We start from the raw sequence: 14,489 nt of genomic DNA, 5'->3' as shown, positions 1-14,489 counted from the left end.
CCATAGCCCTCGCCGCTACAGTGCTCTTTTGGCTATGAGTCCTGAGCCTAGACATCCCATATCGATACTCGATGTCCTGCCGAGAAATTGCGACTCGCTTAGGTATCTAACGTCTTTTCGTGAAAGCATCCAACTCCGGCGTATCAAGGTATCATGGGCGCACGCTGTTGATCTCTCGCGCAAAGCTACAACGTCGGCTGGTCTACGGTTTTCTGAAGACAGCCTGACCGCCGCCGACTTTGCCAAGCCTCACCGGTCTATTGCGGCAGTTGTTCTCGGACGAAGGTTCGTGTCGGCGCCCTGGCGGCCCGGGGTCCCGGTTCCCGAAAGGTCCGAGAGGATCGGACAGTCGGGGCGCTCGTCCCCGGCGCAACAGTGGGCAAGATGACGAAGCGTGTCTGCCATCGACTTCATCTCCGCGATCCTGGCGTCCAGATCCGCAACGTGCTTTTCGGCCACGGCCTTCACCTCCCGGCTGGGCCGTCCCCGGTCTCTCCAAAGCGCAAGCAACTGGCCGATCTCGCCGACGGAGAAGCCCAGGTTGCGGGCCCGGCGAATGAATTGCAGTTCGTTGATGTCGCGATCGCCGAAGTCGCGGTAGTTGCTGTCCGTCCGGTCCGCCGGCCGGATCAGTCCGACGGACTCGTAGTAGCGGATCATCTTGGTCGAGACGCCGGTCGCCCGCGATGCTTGGCCGATGTTCATGCAAGATCTCCCTCGAAGCGGGTTTTGAAGCCCCGCAGGCGAAGCGCGTTGGTGAGCACGCTGACGCTGGACAGCGCCATGGCGCCGGCGGCCAGCATCGGCGACAGAAGCCAGCCGAACACCGGGAACAGCAGGCCCGCGGCCACCGGGATCAGGACGACGTTATAGCCAAAGGCCCAGACCAGGTTCTGGCGAATGTTGCGCATCGTGGCTCGCGAGAGGGCGATGGCGTTCACAGCGCCGCGCAGATCGCCCCCGGTCAGGACCACGTCCGCGCTCTCAATGGCGACATCCGTCCCGCCGCCGACCGCCAGCCCGACATCGGCTCCCGCGAGCGCGGGAGCGTCGTTGACGCCGTCGCCGACGAAGGCCACACGCCGCCCGCCGGCCTGGAGGGCGCGCACAACCTCGACCTTGCCGTCCGGCAGGACCTCGGCGCGCACCTCGTCGATGCCCAGCCGACGGGCCACGGCTTCGGCCGTTCGGCGGTTGTCGCCGGTGATCATCGCGACCCTGAGGCCAAGCGCGTGGATTGCGGCGATGGCGGCCGGCGTCGTCGGCTTGATCGGATCGGCGACCGCGATAATGGCGGCCAAGCGACCGTCGATCGCCGCGTAGAGCGGGCTCTTCCCCTCTTCCCCCAGCCGCTGGGCCTGATCGGTGAAGGCGGACAGATCGTGGCCGAGACCCTGCATCAGGCGGTCGGCACCGACCTGGACCGATCGGCCGGCGACCTTGCCCTCGGCGCCGTAGCCGGGACGTGATGAGAAGGCCTCGGGTTGGAGAACAGGCAGGCCCCGCGTTTCGGCGGCCTGAACGAGGGCGCGGGCGATCGGGTGTTCGGAACGCGTCTCCAGGGCGGCGACCAGCCCCAGCACCTCGTCCTCGGCGAAGCCTTCGGCGACGGTAAGGTCGGTCAGTTCGGGCCGGCCCTCCGTCAGGGTGCCGGTCTTGTCGAAGGCGACGACCTCGACGCCCTGAAGCGCCTGGAGCGCTTCGCCCTTGCGGAACAGGATGCCGAGCTCGGCCGCCCGCCCCGTCCCGACCATGATCGAGGTCGGGGTCGCCAGTCCCATGGCGCACGGGCAGGCGATGATCAGCACCGCGACGGCGTTGACGAGGGCGAAGCCCAGCGCCGGCTGCGGGCCGAACGCGAGCCAGACGCCGAAGGTCAGGACGGCGATGCCGATGACGGCGGGAACGAACCAGCCCGTTACCCTGTCGACCAGAGCCTGGATCGGCAGTTTGGCGCCCTGGGCGGCCTCGACCATGCGCACGATCTGGGCCAGCACCGTGTCGGCGCCGACCTTTTGGGCGCGAAAGCGGAAGGCGCCGGTCGTATTGATCGTGCCACCGACGACCTTGGCCCCCTCCCCCTTCTCGACGGGAACGGGCTCGCCGGTCAGCATGGACTCGTCGACGAACGAATTGCCGGACAGGACCGACCCGTCGACCGGCACCCGCTCGCCGGGGCGGACGACGATGACGTCGCCGGGCGCGACCTGATCTATCGGAAGTTCGGTCTCCGCTCCGTTCCGCTCCACGCGGGCGGTCTTGGCCTGGAGGGTCATCAGGCGGCGAATGGCCTGGCTGGTCTGGCCCTTGGCGCGGGCCTCGAACCAGCGCCCGACCAGGATCAGGGTGACGATCACCGCCGCCGCCTCGAAATAGACGTTGGCGGTTCCGGCCGGCAGCCCCTCGGGTGCGAAGGTGGCGACGGTGGAGAAGGCCCATGCCGCGGTCGCGCCGAGGACGACCAGGGAGTTCATGTCCGGCTTCAGCCGGAAGAGGTTCGGCACGCCCTTGCGGTAGAAGCGCAGGCCCGGAACGAACAGCACGAACGTCGCCAGCAGAAAGCTGAGGATCCGCCACGGCGCCATGCCGATAGTCCCCATCAGCCAGTCGTGAGAGCCGGGAACGAAGTGGAGCGCCATCTCTATGAGAAACAGGGGGAGCGTCGCGGCGCCGGCGACGGCGACGGCGCGTCCCAGGCTGCGGATCTCCGCCGCGCGGGAGGCTTGCTCGCGATCCTCGCTGGTGGCGTCCGGTGCGGAGGCGGCCTCGGCGGCATAGCCCGCCTTCGCCACGGCTTCCGTCAGCGCGCGCGCGTCGGCGGCGCCTTCCAGCACCCGCACGGTGGCGCGCTCCGTCGCCAGGTTCACGCTGGCGTCAACAACGCCCGGCGCCGCCTTCAGCGCCCGCTCGACGCGGCCGACGCAACTCGCGCAGGTCATGCCGCTGATCTTGAGTTCGACGGTGCGCTCGATCGGCTCATAGCCGGCGGAGCGGATGGCCTGGGTCACCGACGCCGCGGAGCCCACATCGTCGATCTCCACCCGGGCGCGTTCTGCGGCGAGGTTCACCGTGGCGCTCTTCACGCCTGGAGCGGCGCGAATGGCCTTCTCGACCCGCCCGACGCAGCTGGCGCAGGTCATGCCGAGCACGGGAATATCGAGGGTTCGCAGCGTTGCGGGGGTCATCAGGCGGTCTCCAAATGGAAGTCCCGCCGTTGATGAAGGTTCCAATCATGGGAAGGTCAAGGGGGTTTTTGGAACGGCGCGCCGGTCAGATGGTTCGTTTGGCTTCACCTCTGGAGAAACCACGATGTCGATCAAACTCAAGGCGGCTCTCGCGGGCGTCGCCCTCTCCGGCCTGCTGATGGCCTGCACCCCGGCCGAGAATACCGAAACCGCGCCGGCCGCTCCGACCGAAACCGCCGGAGCGACGCCGAACGCCGGCGGCATGGGCGCCGAGGCGATGGCCGGCCCCCAGACCCCCTACACCGCATCCGAGCAGCAGATGCATCAGGCCATGATGCAGGCGCATGGAGCGGATCCGCAGGAGACCTTCGCGCTGAAGATGATCGAACACCATCGCGGCGCGATCGCGATGTCCGAGGTCCTGATGCAGCAGAACCCTGACCCGGAACTCCGTCAGATGGCGGAGAAAACCATGACCATGCAGCGCCAGGAGATCACCGAACTGGAGCAGTGGGTGACTAGGCACCGCGCGGGCTCCGCCGCGCCGGCGCCAGGAGCGGCCCAGCCAGCCGGCTGATCATCGTCCGTTTCGAAGGCGCGCGGGAACGGACCTTCCCGCGCGTATCTCTTTGAGCAGGCGCCGACGGGTCGGCGTCAGTCTCGCTGCTGGAGGGCCCCATGCACGGCAAGAGCTATCGCAACCTGGCGATCGAGCTGATCCTTCACTTCATCGTCATGTACCTGGTGATGTACACGATGATCGCCACGCTCGATCACTTCTACTTCAACCTGAACAACGTCTACATGACGCTGATGATGGTCACGCCGATGGCCCTACTCATGCTGGTGCTGATGCGTTCGATGTATGAGAACAAACGCGCCAACCTGGCCATCGCCATCGGAGCCGTCGTCATCTTCGCCGGCAGCTTCTACGGCATGCGCAGCCAAGCGGCGATCGGCGACAGGGAGCTGATCCGCGGCATGATCCCACACCACTCGGGAGCGATCCTGATGTGCGGCAAGGCGAAGCTAACCGATCCCGAGCTCATTGCCCTCTGCGACGAGATCGTGGACGCCCAGGAGCGCGAGATCAGCCAGATGCAGGCCATCCTCGACCGGCTCTGAGGCGTGGCTGGAGGCCTTCAGTGATGATGGCCGTGGACGACGGCAGGTCCCCTTCCCCGCGCGATCAGCCATCGATTGACGGGGAAGGCGACGGCGCCGGCGATCACGAGCGCCGCCGCCAAGCTTCCCCAGAACAGCGGCGAGGTCAGGTGGGCGTCCATCGCGCCCGGGATGACCAGCATGAGGGCGTTGACGACGATCTCCATGATCGCGATCGAGGCCGTGTCGGCCGCCAGCGGCAGCTTCAGCACCGCTCCGAACGCCAGGCCGGCCCGCAATAGCGGGACCATGGTGAAGGCGTAGCCGAAGACGAAGGCCAGGCCGACAGCCAGGGCGATCGTCGACAGGGCGGTCCACCCGAGCGCTGTCCCGATGACCATGCCCAGCACTTCCCCGACGGCGCAGCCAGACAGGCAGTGCAGTGTCGCGGTGAAGGCCAGCCGGTTCAACGACACGCCGCGGGAGTGCGCCTACTTTGCCGCTGGGGGCTCATGGACGTGCGCTTCGGCGGCGTGGTGGGCATGCGGATCGGGGGATTGGGTCATGATGTTCTCCTCGATGCTCCTGCTGCACCTTCCAATGCTGGTAAGGTCAAGCCGTCATGGATCGCTGTGTTCCGGCGGGTTCAGATCGTTAGCCAGCGCCCCCTTGACCTTCCCACGCTGGGAAACCCCACCTGCCTCATCGTCGATCGACAAAGGAGATGACGATAATCAAGTTGAACGTTGAACGCATGACCTGCGGCGGGTGCGCCGCGACCGTGAAGGCCGCCGTGCTGGAGGTCGCGCCCACCGCGCGGGTGGAGATCGAGATCGCCACGGGGACGTTGCGGGTCGAGGGCGCCGACGAGGCCGAGGTCCGGGCCGCGATCGAGCGAGCCGGCTACGGCGTCGCCTGAGCTGTGTCGGCCGGTCCCGGACCGGCCGCGGTCGTCTTCATGAGGGACGCGCCGGTGCGGCGCGTAGAGAAACAGAAGGCCGGCAACGGCCAAACGACGGGAGCCGAGGATGCGTCATTTTAACACCGCGCCCTTCATCGCAGTCGCGGCGGCCGTGGCCTTCGCCGCCGGTCCGGCGGCGGCTCACGCCCGCCTGGTGAGCGCGACGCCCGCGCCGAACGCCACCGTGGCCGCGCCACGAACTTTCAGCCTGACGTTCAGCGAGCGGACCGTTCCCGCCTTCTCCGGATTTGACGTCGTCAATGCGGCGGGGGAGAAGGTCGCGATCCGCACGGCGGTCGCCGAGGACGGCAAGACCCTGACGGGCGTTCTGGCCCGGCCGCTGGCGGCCGGCGCCTACCGGGTCGACTGGCGCATCGCGTCGAGCGATGGCCACCGCATGACGGGTTCCTACACCTTCACGGTGCGCTGACGCCGTGCTGGAGATCGCCGTCGTCGCGCTGCGCTGGCTTCAGTACAGCGGCGCCGTCGTCCTTCTCGGCGCGCCCTTGTTCGTCCTTCACAGCTTTCGGAAGACGGACGGTCCGGACCTCGGCTGGGCGCGACCCACGCTGATTGTCGCGGCCGCCTTCGTCGCGCTCGGCGCGCTCGCCGCCCTGGTGGCCCAGACCGCGGTCATGGCCGGCTCGCTCAGCGAAGCCCTCCAACCCGCGTCGCTGTCCTTCATGGTGACCGGCACGGCTCTGGGCATAGCCATGGTCGTCCGGGCCGCGACCGCCTTCCTCGGCCTCCTCGCGATCACCCTCATAAAACGAGGTGGGGCGCTCTGGGGCCTGACGGCAGCGGCCGGACTGGTCGTCGCGGCCAGTTTCGCCTGGACGGGCCATGGCGCGGCGACGGAAGGGTCCGGGGGCCCTGTCCATCTCGTCGCGGACATCGTCCACGCCATCGCCGCGGCCTTGTGGCTGGGGGCCCTGGCCGCCCTGACGATCCTGCTGATGCGCCGGGCCGGGCCGGACGACCTCGCCCTTCATCGCGCGCTGCACGGCTTCGCCGGCCTGGGGACGGTCGCCGTCGGGCTGCTTGTCCTCACCGGTCTCGTGAACAGCTGGTTCCTGATCGGACCCGACCGCATCGCGGGCCTGGGCGCCAGCCTCTACGGTCAGCTCCTGATCGCCAAGCTCGCCCTGTTCGCGCTGATGCTCGCCCTGGCGGCGGGAAACCGCTTTCGCCTAACGCCCGGGCTGGGCTCGGTTCTGGCGCGCGGCGAGGATCCTCGACAGGCGCTGCAACGGCTCCGACGCAGCGTCGTCGCGGAGACGCTGGTCGGAGCCGTGCTGCTGGCGCTGGTCGCGATGATGGGCACGCTCGCGCCGCCGTCGGCGATGTGATGCGGCGAACCTCTAGCGGGGCGCGCGCGACGACCAGTGGATGTGATGAATGCGCCAGCCGTCCGCGTGCCGCTTGAGCACCATGGTCTCGGTCGTCAGCCGGTCCACGGCCCGGTGGTTGAACTGGCCCGTGGTGCGGCCTTCGCTGGTGATCCAGGCGACATCGCCGTCGGCCCACCCCGACCTGCGCGCCACCGTCGCTTCGGACGCGGCGGCGAAGGCGGCGTCCGAACCGAGGTGATGGGACGCATATTCCTCGCGCGAGCGTTCCGCGCCGCCCTCCTCGAAGATCATCACGTCCGGCGCCAGCAAGGCGAGCGCGGCGGCGGTGTCGCCGGCCTTCAGCGCCGCGTGGAAGGCGTCGACGGCCGTAGCGGCGGGCGCTACCTCGGCGGCGACCGAACCTGCGGTCGGCGTGTGGCCGTGCGCGTGATCCTGGGCCCAGGCGGGCGTCGCCGAAAGCACGGCGAAAGACAGGGCGAAGGCGAGAGAGGTGCGGGACATGGCAGGTTCCGGATGAGTTTATGACGGCATGTACGAAGCGTGGTCAGTGTGAGGTCGGCCGGTCGGGTCAAAAATACGCGGTCGCCGATTGGAGACCAGCACCGGCAGGTGGGAAACAGCAAACCCCGCCGCAGCCGGATCTGCGCTCGTATCTGCTACCCGGACGCCAAGCTCTTCCCGGTCGTTCTCTGGTATCTACGCGGGAGACGGCCTGTCTCCTCGTGAGGGGATGGGGAGGGCGGCGCGTATGGCAGAGGGGGCGTGATGCAGGTGCGCGATGACTGACGACATGGAAAGGCTCATGCGCACGGCCGCGCCGGCAGACGACGCACGCCTGGGCGGCCTGGAGGCCGCCGTCTGGTCGCGGATCAGCGCGCGCCACGAGCGGGCGCGCGTGGGGCAGGTTCGGTTCGCCGCCGTGGCGCTGGCGCTTGTGATCGGCGTCGCCAACGGAGGCCTGATGCTCATGGCGCCGCGGCCGGAGCCCTCCGAGATGCGGATCTTCACCGTTTCGGCTGGCTTGTCGCCGCTCGCCAGCCTGGATGTGCGGGGATGAGGACGAACTGGAAATCGATCGCCCTCACCGCGGTCCTGGCCGCGCTGGCCAGCGGCGCCGCGACCTGGGCGAGCGCGACCTGGTTCATGAGGGAGCGGCAGCCGCCCAGCCTGCACAGCGTCGTCCATGAACAGCTCGACTTGAGCGCCGAGCAGGATCGGCGGCTCGACGTCATCGAAGCCCGGTTCGCCGCGCGCCGGCCGGCCTTGGAGGCCGAGGTCCGCGCCGCAAACCGCGAGCTGGCCGCCGCCATCGCCGCCAGCGACGGCGACACGCCCCAGGTCCAGGCCGCGGTGGACCATTTCCACGCCGCCATGGGCGATCTCCAGAAGGCGACGATCGCCCATGTCTTCGAGATGCGGTCCGTGTTGACCCCGGCCCAGGCCGAGGTGTTCGACGAGGCGGTCATCGACGGCCTTCGCGACGACGCCGGCTAAGCGCGGCGCGTGGGGGCCGACGACAGCATAGAGGTCCGCGCGGCGGGCGAAGATCGGGTCGCCTTCACCGCCCTGATGACCGCCACCAAGGCCGACCTCTACCGGTTCGTGCGCCGTTACGTCGGCGACGAGGCCGAGGCGCACGACGTGCTGCAGGAAGCCTATTCGTCAGCCTGGCTGGCGATCCGGCGCTACGATCCGGCGCGGCCGTTCGATATCTGGCTGCGCTCCATAGCCCTGAACAAATGTCGCGACTGGAGCCGGCGACGGGCGGTGCGCCGCGTCGTGCGCGGGGTCATGGGGCTCGACGCGCCCGAAGCGACGGCGATCGGCGACGACGCGCCCCCGCCGGAGGTCCGGCTGGACGACCGGCGCAGGGCCGAGGCGCTGCAACGCGCCCTGTCCGATCTGCCGGACGCCCTGAAGGCGCCGCTCCTGCTGGCCGCGCTGGAAGGACGATCCCATGCCGAGATCGCCGCCATCCTGAGCCTGACGCCCAAGGCTGTGGAAACCCGCATCGCCCGCGCCCGCAGGAAGCTGGCGGAAATCCTGGCCTGAACGACGGGCGCCCTTGACCTTGCCATGATGGGAAGGTGCACAAGGCTGCGATTCCGACCGCTGCGGCGCCCTGACGCAAGGGGTTCGCCCTCGGGATGCGTATCTGAACGAACGGCTCAATAGCCGGCCAGGGAACTTCTCGCTGATGTCCACGCCCCGCCTCGATCGCCGAACGCTTCTCCGTGGCGCCGCCGTCGGCGGCGGCTTGCTGGGGCTGCAAAGCCTGCTCCCCGCCTGGGCGCAGACGGGGTCGCAGGGTCTGCGGGCCGACCTGCCGACGCTAACGGGCCCGAATATCGATCTGACGGTGGGTCACTCGCCCTTCACGGTCGGGGGGCGCACGGGCCACGCCGTGACGATCAACGGCGTTCTGCCAGCGCCGTTGCTGCGCCTGCGCGAAGGCCAGAACGTCCGACTTTCGGTCGCCAATACTCTGGACGAGGACACCTCGATCCACTGGCATGGCCTGCTGGTCCCGTTCCAGATGGATGGCGTGCCGGGCATCAGCTTCCCCGGCATCAAGGCGCGCGAGACCTTCGTCTATGAGTTCCCGATCAGGCAGTCGGGCACCTTCTGGTATCACAGCCACTCCAACCTGCAGGAGGCGATGGGGCACTACGGCCCGATTGTCATCGATCCCGCGGGCGCCGATCCGGTCGCCTACGACCGCGAGCATGTGCTGGTCCTTTCGGACTGGAGCTTCATGCATCCGCACGAAATTCTGGCCAAGCTGAAGAAGAGCCCCGGCTACTTCAACCAGCAACGCACCACCCTCGCGGGCCTCATGGACGGCAGCGACCGCATGAGCCTGGAGGAGCGGCGCATGTGGGGCCAGATGCGGATGGACCCGCGCGACATCCTCGACGTCAACGGTTCGACCTACACCTATCTGATCAATGGCCACGGACCGCAGGAGAACTGGACCGGCCTGTTCCGGCCCGGCGAGCGGGTGCGCCTTCGGATCATCAACGCCTCCGCCATGTCGATCTTCAACATCCGCATCCCCGGCCTGCCCATGACGGTGGTCCAGGCCGACGGCGAGAACGTGCGCCCGGTCGAGACCGATGAGTTCCAGATCTCGGTCGCCGAGACCTATGACGTGATCGTCACGCCGACCGAGGACCGCGCCTACACTATCGTTTCGGAGGCGATCGACCGCTCGGGCATGGGGCGGGCGACCTTGGCCCCGCGTCTCGGGATGACGGCGGAGGTTCCGCCGCTGCGCGAGGTTCCGAACCTCACCATGCGCGACATGGGCATGGGCGGCATGGATCACGGCGCCATGGCCGGGATGGACCACGGAGCGTCCGCCCAGGCCGCGGCTCCGGCCGACGACATGGCCGGCATGTCCATGGCCGGCATGAACATGCGCGATCCTGAGAACGCTCCGCCGGACATGGCGGTCGGCGTGGGCGTAGACGCGATCGCCATGGCCCCCGCCAACCGGCTCGGCGAGCGTCCGATCGGGCTCACAAACGTCGGCCACCGCGTCCTCGTCTACACCGACCTGGTGTCGCTGGCCCCCAACAAGGACCAACGCCCGCCGTCACGAACGATGGAAATCCACCTGACCGGCAATATGGAGCGGTTCATGTGGGGCTTCGACGGGCGCAAGTTCTCGGAGTTGGTCGAGCCGATCCGGTTCGAGCGTAACGAGCGGGTGCGCGTGACGCTGGTCAACGACACCATGATGGCGCACCCCATCCACCTGCACGGCCATTTCTTCGAACTGGTGACCGGCGGCCCCGCCGGGCATCAGCCGCTGAAGCACACGGTCAACGTCGCGCCGGGCGGCAAGGTGACCTTCGACCTGACCGCAGACGCGCCCGGGGACTGGGCCTTCCATTGCCATATGCTGATGCACATGCATGCCGGCATGTTCAACGTTGTGACGGTGCGGCCCATGGACGGAGCCGCCCGATGAACCGCCTCGCCATCGCCCTCGCGCCCCTGATCCTCGCCGCCGGCGCGCTCAGCGCCCAGGCCCAGGATCCCCACGCGGGCCATACGATGCCGGCGCCCCCGGCGCCGCCGCGCGCCGCCCCGGCTCCAGCAGCCGCGCCTCAGACGCCCGCACGGCCCGCCGAGCAGGATCCGCACGCCGGCCACGTCATGCCGCCAGCGCAGACGGCGCCCGCGGCCGATCCCCACGCGGGCCACCAGATGCCGGCTCCGCCCGCCGCCGCCGATCCCCATACGGGCCACGATATGACGGCCCCGGCGCCCGCCCAGCCCGATCCGCATGCGGGCCATGACATGTCCGCCATGCCCTCTGCCCCGGCCGATGCCCACGCCGCACATGACATGTCGACGATGAGCATGGGACCGCCCGATACGCCGACCAGCGCAGACAATCCCGGCCGTCCTCCGGAAGACCCGCTGCCGGCCGCCGCCCTGGGCGCTCCGTCCCACGCCGCCGATCTCGTCTTTGGCGCCGAGGCGATGGCCGCCGCGCGCCAGACCCTGGTCCGCGAGAACGGCGACGTTCGCACCACGGCAGTCATCATCGACCGTCTCGAGGTTGGCCTTGGCGATGATGAGGAGTCCTGGCTCTGGGACGTCCAGGGCTGGAGCGGGGGCGACATCAACCGGTTCTGGTGGAAGTCTGAGGGCGAAGGCGATTTCGGCGGCGACCTGGAGGAAGCCGAGGTTCAGGCCCTCTACAGCCGCGCCGTCTCCCCGTTCTGGGACGTGCAGGCTGGCGTGCGGCAGGACTTCCGTCCCGAGGGCGAGGACACGACCCATCTGGTGCTCGGCCTTCAGGGACTGGCGCCCTACTGGTGGGAAGTCGACGCCGCCGCCTTCCTGTCGACCGAAGGCGACCTCACCGCCCGCCTCGAGGCCGAATACGACCAGCGCATCACCCAGCGCCTGATCCTTCAGCCGCGCCTCGAAATCGACGCTTCGGCCAGCGACATTCCGGAACTGGAGATCGGCTCGGGCGTGTCCTCGGTCGAGGCGGGCCTGCGACTGCGCTACGAGTTCCGCAAGGAGTTCGCCCCCTATGTCGGCGTCGAGTGGAGCCGCGCGCTCGGAGACACAGCCGGCTACATCGAAGCCCGCGGCGGCGAGGCCGAGGACACCCGGTTCATCGTCGGCCTCAAGGCCTGGTTCTAACCGAAGGAGACCACCCCATGATCCGCATTCTCACCCTCACGGCGGCCCTGGCTTTCGCCGGCGCCGCCTCCGCCCAGGATCCGCACGCCGGCCACAGCATGCCGGCGCAGGCCGCCGCGACCCAGTCGGGAGTCACGACGGCTCCCGCGGACGGGGCGATGACCCAGGGCTCGCCGGAACGCTTCAGCGTCACCTTCCCGCATGCGATGGTCCTCAAGACGGTCACGCTCACCGCCGAAGGTCAGGCCCCGGTCGAAGTGGGTGTCCCCGCAGCGCCCGCCGCCGCGACCGTCGGCGTGGCTCTTCCGCGTCTGGCCCCAGGAACCTACACTGCCGCCTGGACCGCCGAGGGCCCGGACGGCCACAAGATGTCCGGCTCGGTCAGCTTTATGGTTCACTAGGAGAACGACGATGAAAGTTTCCAACCTGCTGGCCGCCGCCGGCGCGATCCTAACCCTGAGCGCCGGCGCGGCCCTCGCCGCCGAAGGTTGCGAGTGCTGCAAGGACATGGCCGCGGACGCCGCCATGAGCTGCTGCGACGAGATGAAGACCGAGCCCGCCCCGCCCGAGCCGACGGCGCCCGCCCCGGCGCCGTCGGATACGCCCGCGCCTCAGGGCCACGCCGACCACAACTGATCGTCGCATCGATGGTTTCCGGCGGTTTCCCGTGGGGGAGCCGCCGGACGCCTCAGTTCTGAATCAGGCGGATCAAGTTTCCGTCCGGGTCGATGAGCGCGCCGATCCGCAGTCCCGACTCCTCAAGCTTCGGCGCGTGCAGGCGGGGGTGGCCCCAGCAGGTTTCCGGCAATCCTGAAACGACGCACCCTGCGTAAAACCCGTCCAGGTCGTCCAGCCGCAGGCAGCAGCCGAAGTTGCTGGTCAGCGGATCCACCTCCGGATGCGGGAAGAACTCCGGCGTCAAACCGCCTCTTTTCAGGATCATCCAGCCTTTGTCGCGCCAGTCTTGGTCGAAGCCCAGTCGAGTGTAGAACTGGGACGTAACTTCGAAATCCCGCGACGGTAGGTTGGGCGTGGCGTGGTCGGTCACGGCGAACTCCGGGAATGCAGCAATGCCGCCGTAGCCTAGCCGCAACACCCCTTGCCATCTACCTGGATCGGCGGACACGGCACGTCGGCATAGGAGCAGAACACGCAGCAGTCGCCGGGTAGGGGCTTCAGCTTCATGCCGCAGCCGAGACAATCGTAAAACCAGATGCAGGCGTCGGTGGGCATGGTCTCCGTCGCAACATGACCGCAATCCGGGCAGGTCAGCGTCGAATCCAGAACGATGGCCGGGGTCATCGCATGGCCGCCAGTCGCGGCATGACCCACGGCTCGATGTACGGCTGCCAGGCCATGGAAAGGACGATCAGCAGACTGGCGATCACCAGCAGCCAGAAGGCGAGCCGCGAAGGGTGGCGGCAGGCCCCGTCTTTCCGACACATCCGCAGGCGACGCCAATGCAGCAGCCAGCCCGCGGCCAGGATGACGGCGGCCAGAAGCGTCAGCCAGTTCCGCGCACCCGCGATGACCGCGGCGCCGGCGAAGGATACGCCAGCCACGGACAGAGCCAGAGGCAACACACAGCACGCGGCCCAGGCGAACACCGAGGCGACACCGCCGAGGGCGGCCGAGGCGCTGACGGCGACCTCGGGCATGCGGGGCCGGTCGTAATCGATGGCCATGGGACCTCCCGTTCGATTTCTGCTACAGGCTACAACCCGTAGCCGCTACAGGATCAAGAGCCATGTCCGCACGAAGTTTGACGATCGGGCGCCTCGCTGACAGCGCCGGGGTGAACCTGGAAACGGTGCGCTACTACGAACGTATCGGGTTGATGCCCGCGCCGGCCCGGACCGAGGGCGGCCACCGCAGCTACGAGCCGGAACACGCCCAGCGCCTGCGCTTCATCCGCCGGTCGCGCGAACTGGGCTTCGGCATCGACGCCATTCGGCGCCTGATCGCGCTGAGCGAGCCGGGCGTTCAGGCGTGCTGCGAAGTCCGCGACATGGCCCAAGACCACATCGCCAGCGTGGACGCCAAGATCGAGGATCTGCAGAGGCTACGGAAAGTGCTGAGGCAGGCTGTGGCCGACTGCAGTGAAGGCGGGCGGGTTAGGTGCCCGGTGATTGATGAGCTGGGCTCGAGCTAGCGTCGAAGCTACGACCCTGTGCCGATGACAGCGGTCAGCCTCAGTGCCGTGAAGGCCTGATCGACGCGGCCGCCTCGCGGCAAGCATCTTCGCAACGCCGGCATTCTTCGGCGCAGATACGGCAATGCTCGTGCATCTCGGCGTGCTTCTCGCACTCGATGGCGCAGTCGGCGCAAGCCTCGGCGCAGGTCTCGAGCATGCGCTTTATCAAGGCCTCGTTGCTGCCGGCGCGCCGTACGGCGAGCCCGGCCGTAGCCAGACAGACATCGGCGCAGTCGAGATCGAGCCGGATGCACTGGGTCAGGTCCCTGACCATCTCCTCGACCAGGCAGGCGTCAGCGCAGATGCGGCATACGGCGGCGCAGCCGTAGCCCGCTTCGATCGCGCGAATGAGGCTGTCGTTCACGCTGCCGCGTACGTCGGGGTGGGTGCTGATCATTGGTTGGATTTGCATCGGAGGCTCCCTCGGGTGATCTGGATCCAACCCCGGCGCCGGGAAGATGTTCCGAACGGCGACGCCTCCCGACCTCGTCAAACCCGTACTTCGCCGAGCCGAGATCATGTGG

The 14,489-nt window shown here is 68.4% G+C and carries 21 protein-coding genes; 13 read left to right on the top strand and 8 right to left on the bottom strand.

Annotated elements, in window-relative coordinates; all coding sequences use genetic code 11:
• Nucleotides 1–249 precede the first annotated feature (249 nt).
• Entirely contained in the window at nucleotides 250–705 is a 456-nt protein-coding gene (cueR, locus tag DXK21_RS13380; RefSeq protein WP_114818268.1) for a Cu(I)-responsive transcriptional regulator, read from the bottom strand.
• Nucleotides 702–3,185, bottom strand: coding sequence for a heavy metal translocating P-type ATPase (locus DXK21_RS13375; RefSeq protein ID WP_114818267.1), 2,484 nt, complete (start codon nucleotides 3,183–3,185; stop codon nucleotides 702–704). Before DXK21_RS13375 ends, cueR begins: the two co-directional genes overlap by 4 nt.
• 124 nt (nucleotides 3,186–3,309) lie before the next feature.
• Here DXK21_RS13375 and DXK21_RS13370 point away from each other — a divergent pair, with 124 nt between their 5' ends.
• Together DXK21_RS13370 and DXK21_RS13365 are read left to right on the top strand one after the other, a co-directional pair.
• Nucleotides 3,310–3,762, top strand: a complete 453-nt coding sequence (locus DXK21_RS13370) for a DUF305 domain-containing protein (RefSeq protein WP_211306034.1) — start codon at nucleotides 3,310–3,312, stop codon at nucleotides 3,760–3,762.
• A 101-nt stretch (nucleotides 3,763–3,863) separates the two neighbouring features.
• The gene (locus DXK21_RS13365; protein ID WP_114818266.1) at nucleotides 3,864–4,310 is read left to right on the top strand and encodes a DUF305 domain-containing protein; all 447 of its coding nucleotides are present in this window, start codon (nucleotides 3,864–3,866) and stop codon (nucleotides 4,308–4,310) included.
• A gap of 17 nt (nucleotides 4,311–4,327) precedes the next feature.
• Here DXK21_RS13365 and DXK21_RS13360 read toward each other — a convergent pair whose 3' ends face one another.
• Nucleotides 4,328–4,765, bottom strand: coding sequence for a DUF4396 domain-containing protein (locus tag DXK21_RS13360; RefSeq protein ID WP_114818265.1), 438 nt, complete (start codon nucleotides 4,763–4,765; stop codon nucleotides 4,328–4,330).
• A 248-nt stretch (nucleotides 4,766–5,013) separates the two neighbouring features.
• On the opposite strand from DXK21_RS13360, the gene DXK21_RS13355 reads away from it, so the two are divergent.
• The 3 genes from DXK21_RS13355 to copD all read left to right on the top strand — a co-directional run bounded on the left by DXK21_RS13355 (nucleotide 5,014) and on the right by copD (nucleotide 6,599).
• A complete protein-coding gene (locus DXK21_RS13355; RefSeq protein ID WP_114818264.1) occupies nucleotides 5,014–5,208 on the top strand; it encodes a heavy-metal-associated domain-containing protein in 195 nt (64 codons plus the stop codon).
• A gap of 109 nt (nucleotides 5,209–5,317) precedes the next feature.
• Nucleotides 5,318–5,680, top strand: a complete 363-nt coding sequence (gene copC, locus DXK21_RS13350; RefSeq protein WP_114818263.1) for a copper homeostasis periplasmic binding protein CopC — start codon at nucleotides 5,318–5,320, stop codon at nucleotides 5,678–5,680.
• A gap of 4 nt (nucleotides 5,681–5,684) precedes the next feature.
• Nucleotides 5,685–6,599: a copper homeostasis membrane protein CopD gene (gene copD, locus DXK21_RS13345; RefSeq protein WP_114818262.1), complete on the top strand. Its 915-nt coding sequence runs from the start codon at nucleotides 5,685–5,687 to the stop codon at nucleotides 6,597–6,599.
• 12 nt (nucleotides 6,600–6,611) lie between these two features.
• Here copD and DXK21_RS13340 read toward each other — a convergent pair whose 3' ends face one another.
• Entirely contained in the window at nucleotides 6,612–7,103 is a 492-nt protein-coding gene (locus DXK21_RS13340; RefSeq protein WP_114818261.1) for a YybH family protein, read from the bottom strand.
• Between the two features lie 277 nt (nucleotides 7,104–7,380).
• Here DXK21_RS13340 and DXK21_RS13335 point away from each other — a divergent pair, with 277 nt between their 5' ends.
• From DXK21_RS13335 to DXK21_RS13305, 7 genes are all read left to right on the top strand, one after another.
• Nucleotides 7,381–7,659, top strand: a complete 279-nt coding sequence (locus DXK21_RS13335) for a hypothetical protein (RefSeq protein ID WP_114818260.1) — start codon at nucleotides 7,381–7,383, stop codon at nucleotides 7,657–7,659.
• On the top strand, nucleotides 7,656–8,096 hold the full coding sequence (locus DXK21_RS13330; RefSeq protein ID WP_114818259.1) for a Spy/CpxP family protein refolding chaperone: 441 nt from the start codon (nucleotides 7,656–7,658) through the stop codon (nucleotides 8,094–8,096). The genes DXK21_RS13335 and DXK21_RS13330 overlap by 4 nt, the downstream gene beginning before the upstream one ends.
• Before the next feature lie 9 nt (nucleotides 8,097–8,105).
• Nucleotides 8,106–8,654, top strand: coding sequence for an RNA polymerase sigma factor (locus tag DXK21_RS13325; RefSeq protein WP_114818258.1), 549 nt, complete (start codon nucleotides 8,106–8,108; stop codon nucleotides 8,652–8,654).
• A 145-nt stretch (nucleotides 8,655–8,799) separates the two neighbouring features.
• Complete coding sequence (locus DXK21_RS13320; protein ID WP_114818257.1) at nucleotides 8,800–10,578, top strand: copper resistance system multicopper oxidase; 1,779 nt, start codon at nucleotides 8,800–8,802, stop codon at nucleotides 10,576–10,578.
• Nucleotides 10,575–11,771: a copper resistance protein B gene (locus DXK21_RS13315; protein ID WP_114818256.1), complete on the top strand. Its 1,197-nt coding sequence runs from the start codon at nucleotides 10,575–10,577 to the stop codon at nucleotides 11,769–11,771. Before DXK21_RS13320 ends, DXK21_RS13315 begins: the two co-directional genes overlap by 4 nt.
• A gap of 17 nt (nucleotides 11,772–11,788) precedes the next feature.
• Complete coding sequence (locus DXK21_RS13310) at nucleotides 11,789–12,172, top strand: copper resistance CopC family protein (RefSeq protein ID WP_114818255.1); 384 nt, start codon at nucleotides 11,789–11,791, stop codon at nucleotides 12,170–12,172.
• A 10-nt stretch (nucleotides 12,173–12,182) separates the two neighbouring features.
• The gene (locus DXK21_RS13305; protein WP_114818254.1) at nucleotides 12,183–12,407 is read left to right on the top strand and encodes an ammonium transporter family protein; all 225 of its coding nucleotides are present in this window, start codon (nucleotides 12,183–12,185) and stop codon (nucleotides 12,405–12,407) included.
• 52 nt (nucleotides 12,408–12,459) lie between these two features.
• Here DXK21_RS13305 and DXK21_RS13300 read toward each other — a convergent pair whose 3' ends face one another.
• The 3 genes from DXK21_RS13300 to DXK21_RS13290 are packed head-to-tail and all read right to left on the bottom strand — an operon-like array spanning nucleotide 12,460 to nucleotide 13,456.
• The gene (locus DXK21_RS13300; RefSeq protein WP_114818272.1) at nucleotides 12,460–12,819 is read right to left on the bottom strand and encodes a bleomycin resistance protein; all 360 of its coding nucleotides are present in this window, start codon (nucleotides 12,817–12,819) and stop codon (nucleotides 12,460–12,462) included.
• A 35-nt stretch (nucleotides 12,820–12,854) separates the two neighbouring features.
• Entirely contained in the window at nucleotides 12,855–13,073 is a 219-nt protein-coding gene (locus DXK21_RS13295; RefSeq protein WP_114818253.1) for a GDCCVxC domain-containing (seleno)protein, read from the bottom strand.
• Nucleotides 13,070–13,456: an MFS transporter permease gene (locus tag DXK21_RS13290; RefSeq protein WP_114818252.1), complete on the bottom strand. Its 387-nt coding sequence runs from the start codon at nucleotides 13,454–13,456 to the stop codon at nucleotides 13,070–13,072. The genes DXK21_RS13295 and DXK21_RS13290 overlap by 4 nt, the downstream gene beginning before the upstream one ends.
• 62 nt (nucleotides 13,457–13,518) lie before the next feature.
• On the opposite strand from DXK21_RS13290, the gene DXK21_RS13285 reads away from it, so the two are divergent.
• A complete protein-coding gene (locus tag DXK21_RS13285) occupies nucleotides 13,519–13,923 on the top strand; it encodes a MerR family transcriptional regulator (protein ID WP_040349355.1) in 405 nt (134 codons plus the stop codon).
• Between the two features lie 40 nt (nucleotides 13,924–13,963).
• On the opposite strand, the gene DXK21_RS13280 is transcribed toward DXK21_RS13285, so the two are convergent.
• On the bottom strand, nucleotides 13,964–14,362 hold the full coding sequence (locus DXK21_RS13280) for a four-helix bundle copper-binding protein (protein ID WP_114818271.1): 399 nt from the start codon (nucleotides 14,360–14,362) through the stop codon (nucleotides 13,964–13,966).
• Nucleotides 14,363–14,489 lie beyond the last annotated feature (127 nt).

The organism is Brevundimonas bullata (assembly GCF_003350205.1).
Taxonomy (GTDB): domain Bacteria; phylum Pseudomonadota; class Alphaproteobacteria; order Caulobacterales; family Caulobacteraceae; genus Brevundimonas; species Brevundimonas bullata.
Note: the sequence above shows the minus strand (reverse complement) of the source record. Positions and strands in the feature narration are given on the sequence as shown.

Excerpts from the sequence above, each read along its gene's own strand:
- cueR (WP_114818268.1), bottom strand. The coding sequence starts at position 705 with ATGAACATCGGCCAAGCATCGCGGGCGACCGGCGTCTCGACCAAGATG.
- DXK21_RS13340 (WP_114818261.1), bottom strand. The coding sequence starts at position 7,103 with ATGTCCCGCACCTCTCTCGCCTTCGCCCTGTCTTTCGCCGTGCTTTCG.
- DXK21_RS13355 (WP_114818264.1), top strand. The coding sequence starts at position 5,014 with ATGACGATAATCAAGTTGAACGTTGAACGCATGACCTGCGGCGGGTGC.
- DXK21_RS13330 (WP_114818259.1), top strand. The coding sequence starts at position 7,656 with ATGAGGACGAACTGGAAATCGATCGCCCTCACCGCGGTCCTGGCCGCG.
- DXK21_RS13375 (WP_114818267.1), bottom strand. The coding sequence starts at position 3,185 with ATGACCCCCGCAACGCTGCGAACCCTCGATATTCCCGTGCTCGGCATG.
- DXK21_RS13295 (WP_114818253.1), bottom strand. The coding sequence starts at position 13,073 with ATGACCCCGGCCATCGTTCTGGATTCGACGCTGACCTGCCCGGATTGC.
- DXK21_RS13285 (WP_040349355.1), top strand. The coding sequence starts at position 13,519 with ATGTCCGCACGAAGTTTGACGATCGGGCGCCTCGCTGACAGCGCCGGG.
- DXK21_RS13305 (WP_114818254.1), top strand. The coding sequence starts at position 12,183 with ATGAAAGTTTCCAACCTGCTGGCCGCCGCCGGCGCGATCCTAACCCTG.
- copC (WP_114818263.1), top strand. The coding sequence starts at position 5,318 with ATGCGTCATTTTAACACCGCGCCCTTCATCGCAGTCGCGGCGGCCGTG.
- DXK21_RS13310 (WP_114818255.1), top strand. The coding sequence starts at position 11,789 with ATGATCCGCATTCTCACCCTCACGGCGGCCCTGGCTTTCGCCGGCGCC.
- DXK21_RS13370 (WP_211306034.1), top strand. The coding sequence starts at position 3,310 with ATGTCGATCAAACTCAAGGCGGCTCTCGCGGGCGTCGCCCTCTCCGGC.
- DXK21_RS13280 (WP_114818271.1), bottom strand. The coding sequence starts at position 14,362 with ATGATCAGCACCCACCCCGACGTACGCGGCAGCGTGAACGACAGCCTC.
- DXK21_RS13315 (WP_114818256.1), top strand. The coding sequence starts at position 10,575 with ATGAACCGCCTCGCCATCGCCCTCGCGCCCCTGATCCTCGCCGCCGGC.
- DXK21_RS13320 (WP_114818257.1), top strand. The coding sequence starts at position 8,800 with ATGTCCACGCCCCGCCTCGATCGCCGAACGCTTCTCCGTGGCGCCGCC.
- DXK21_RS13335 (WP_114818260.1), top strand. The coding sequence starts at position 7,381 with ATGACTGACGACATGGAAAGGCTCATGCGCACGGCCGCGCCGGCAGAC.
- DXK21_RS13290 (WP_114818252.1), bottom strand. The coding sequence starts at position 13,456 with ATGGCCATCGATTACGACCGGCCCCGCATGCCCGAGGTCGCCGTCAGC.
- DXK21_RS13365 (WP_114818266.1), top strand. The coding sequence starts at position 3,864 with ATGCACGGCAAGAGCTATCGCAACCTGGCGATCGAGCTGATCCTTCAC.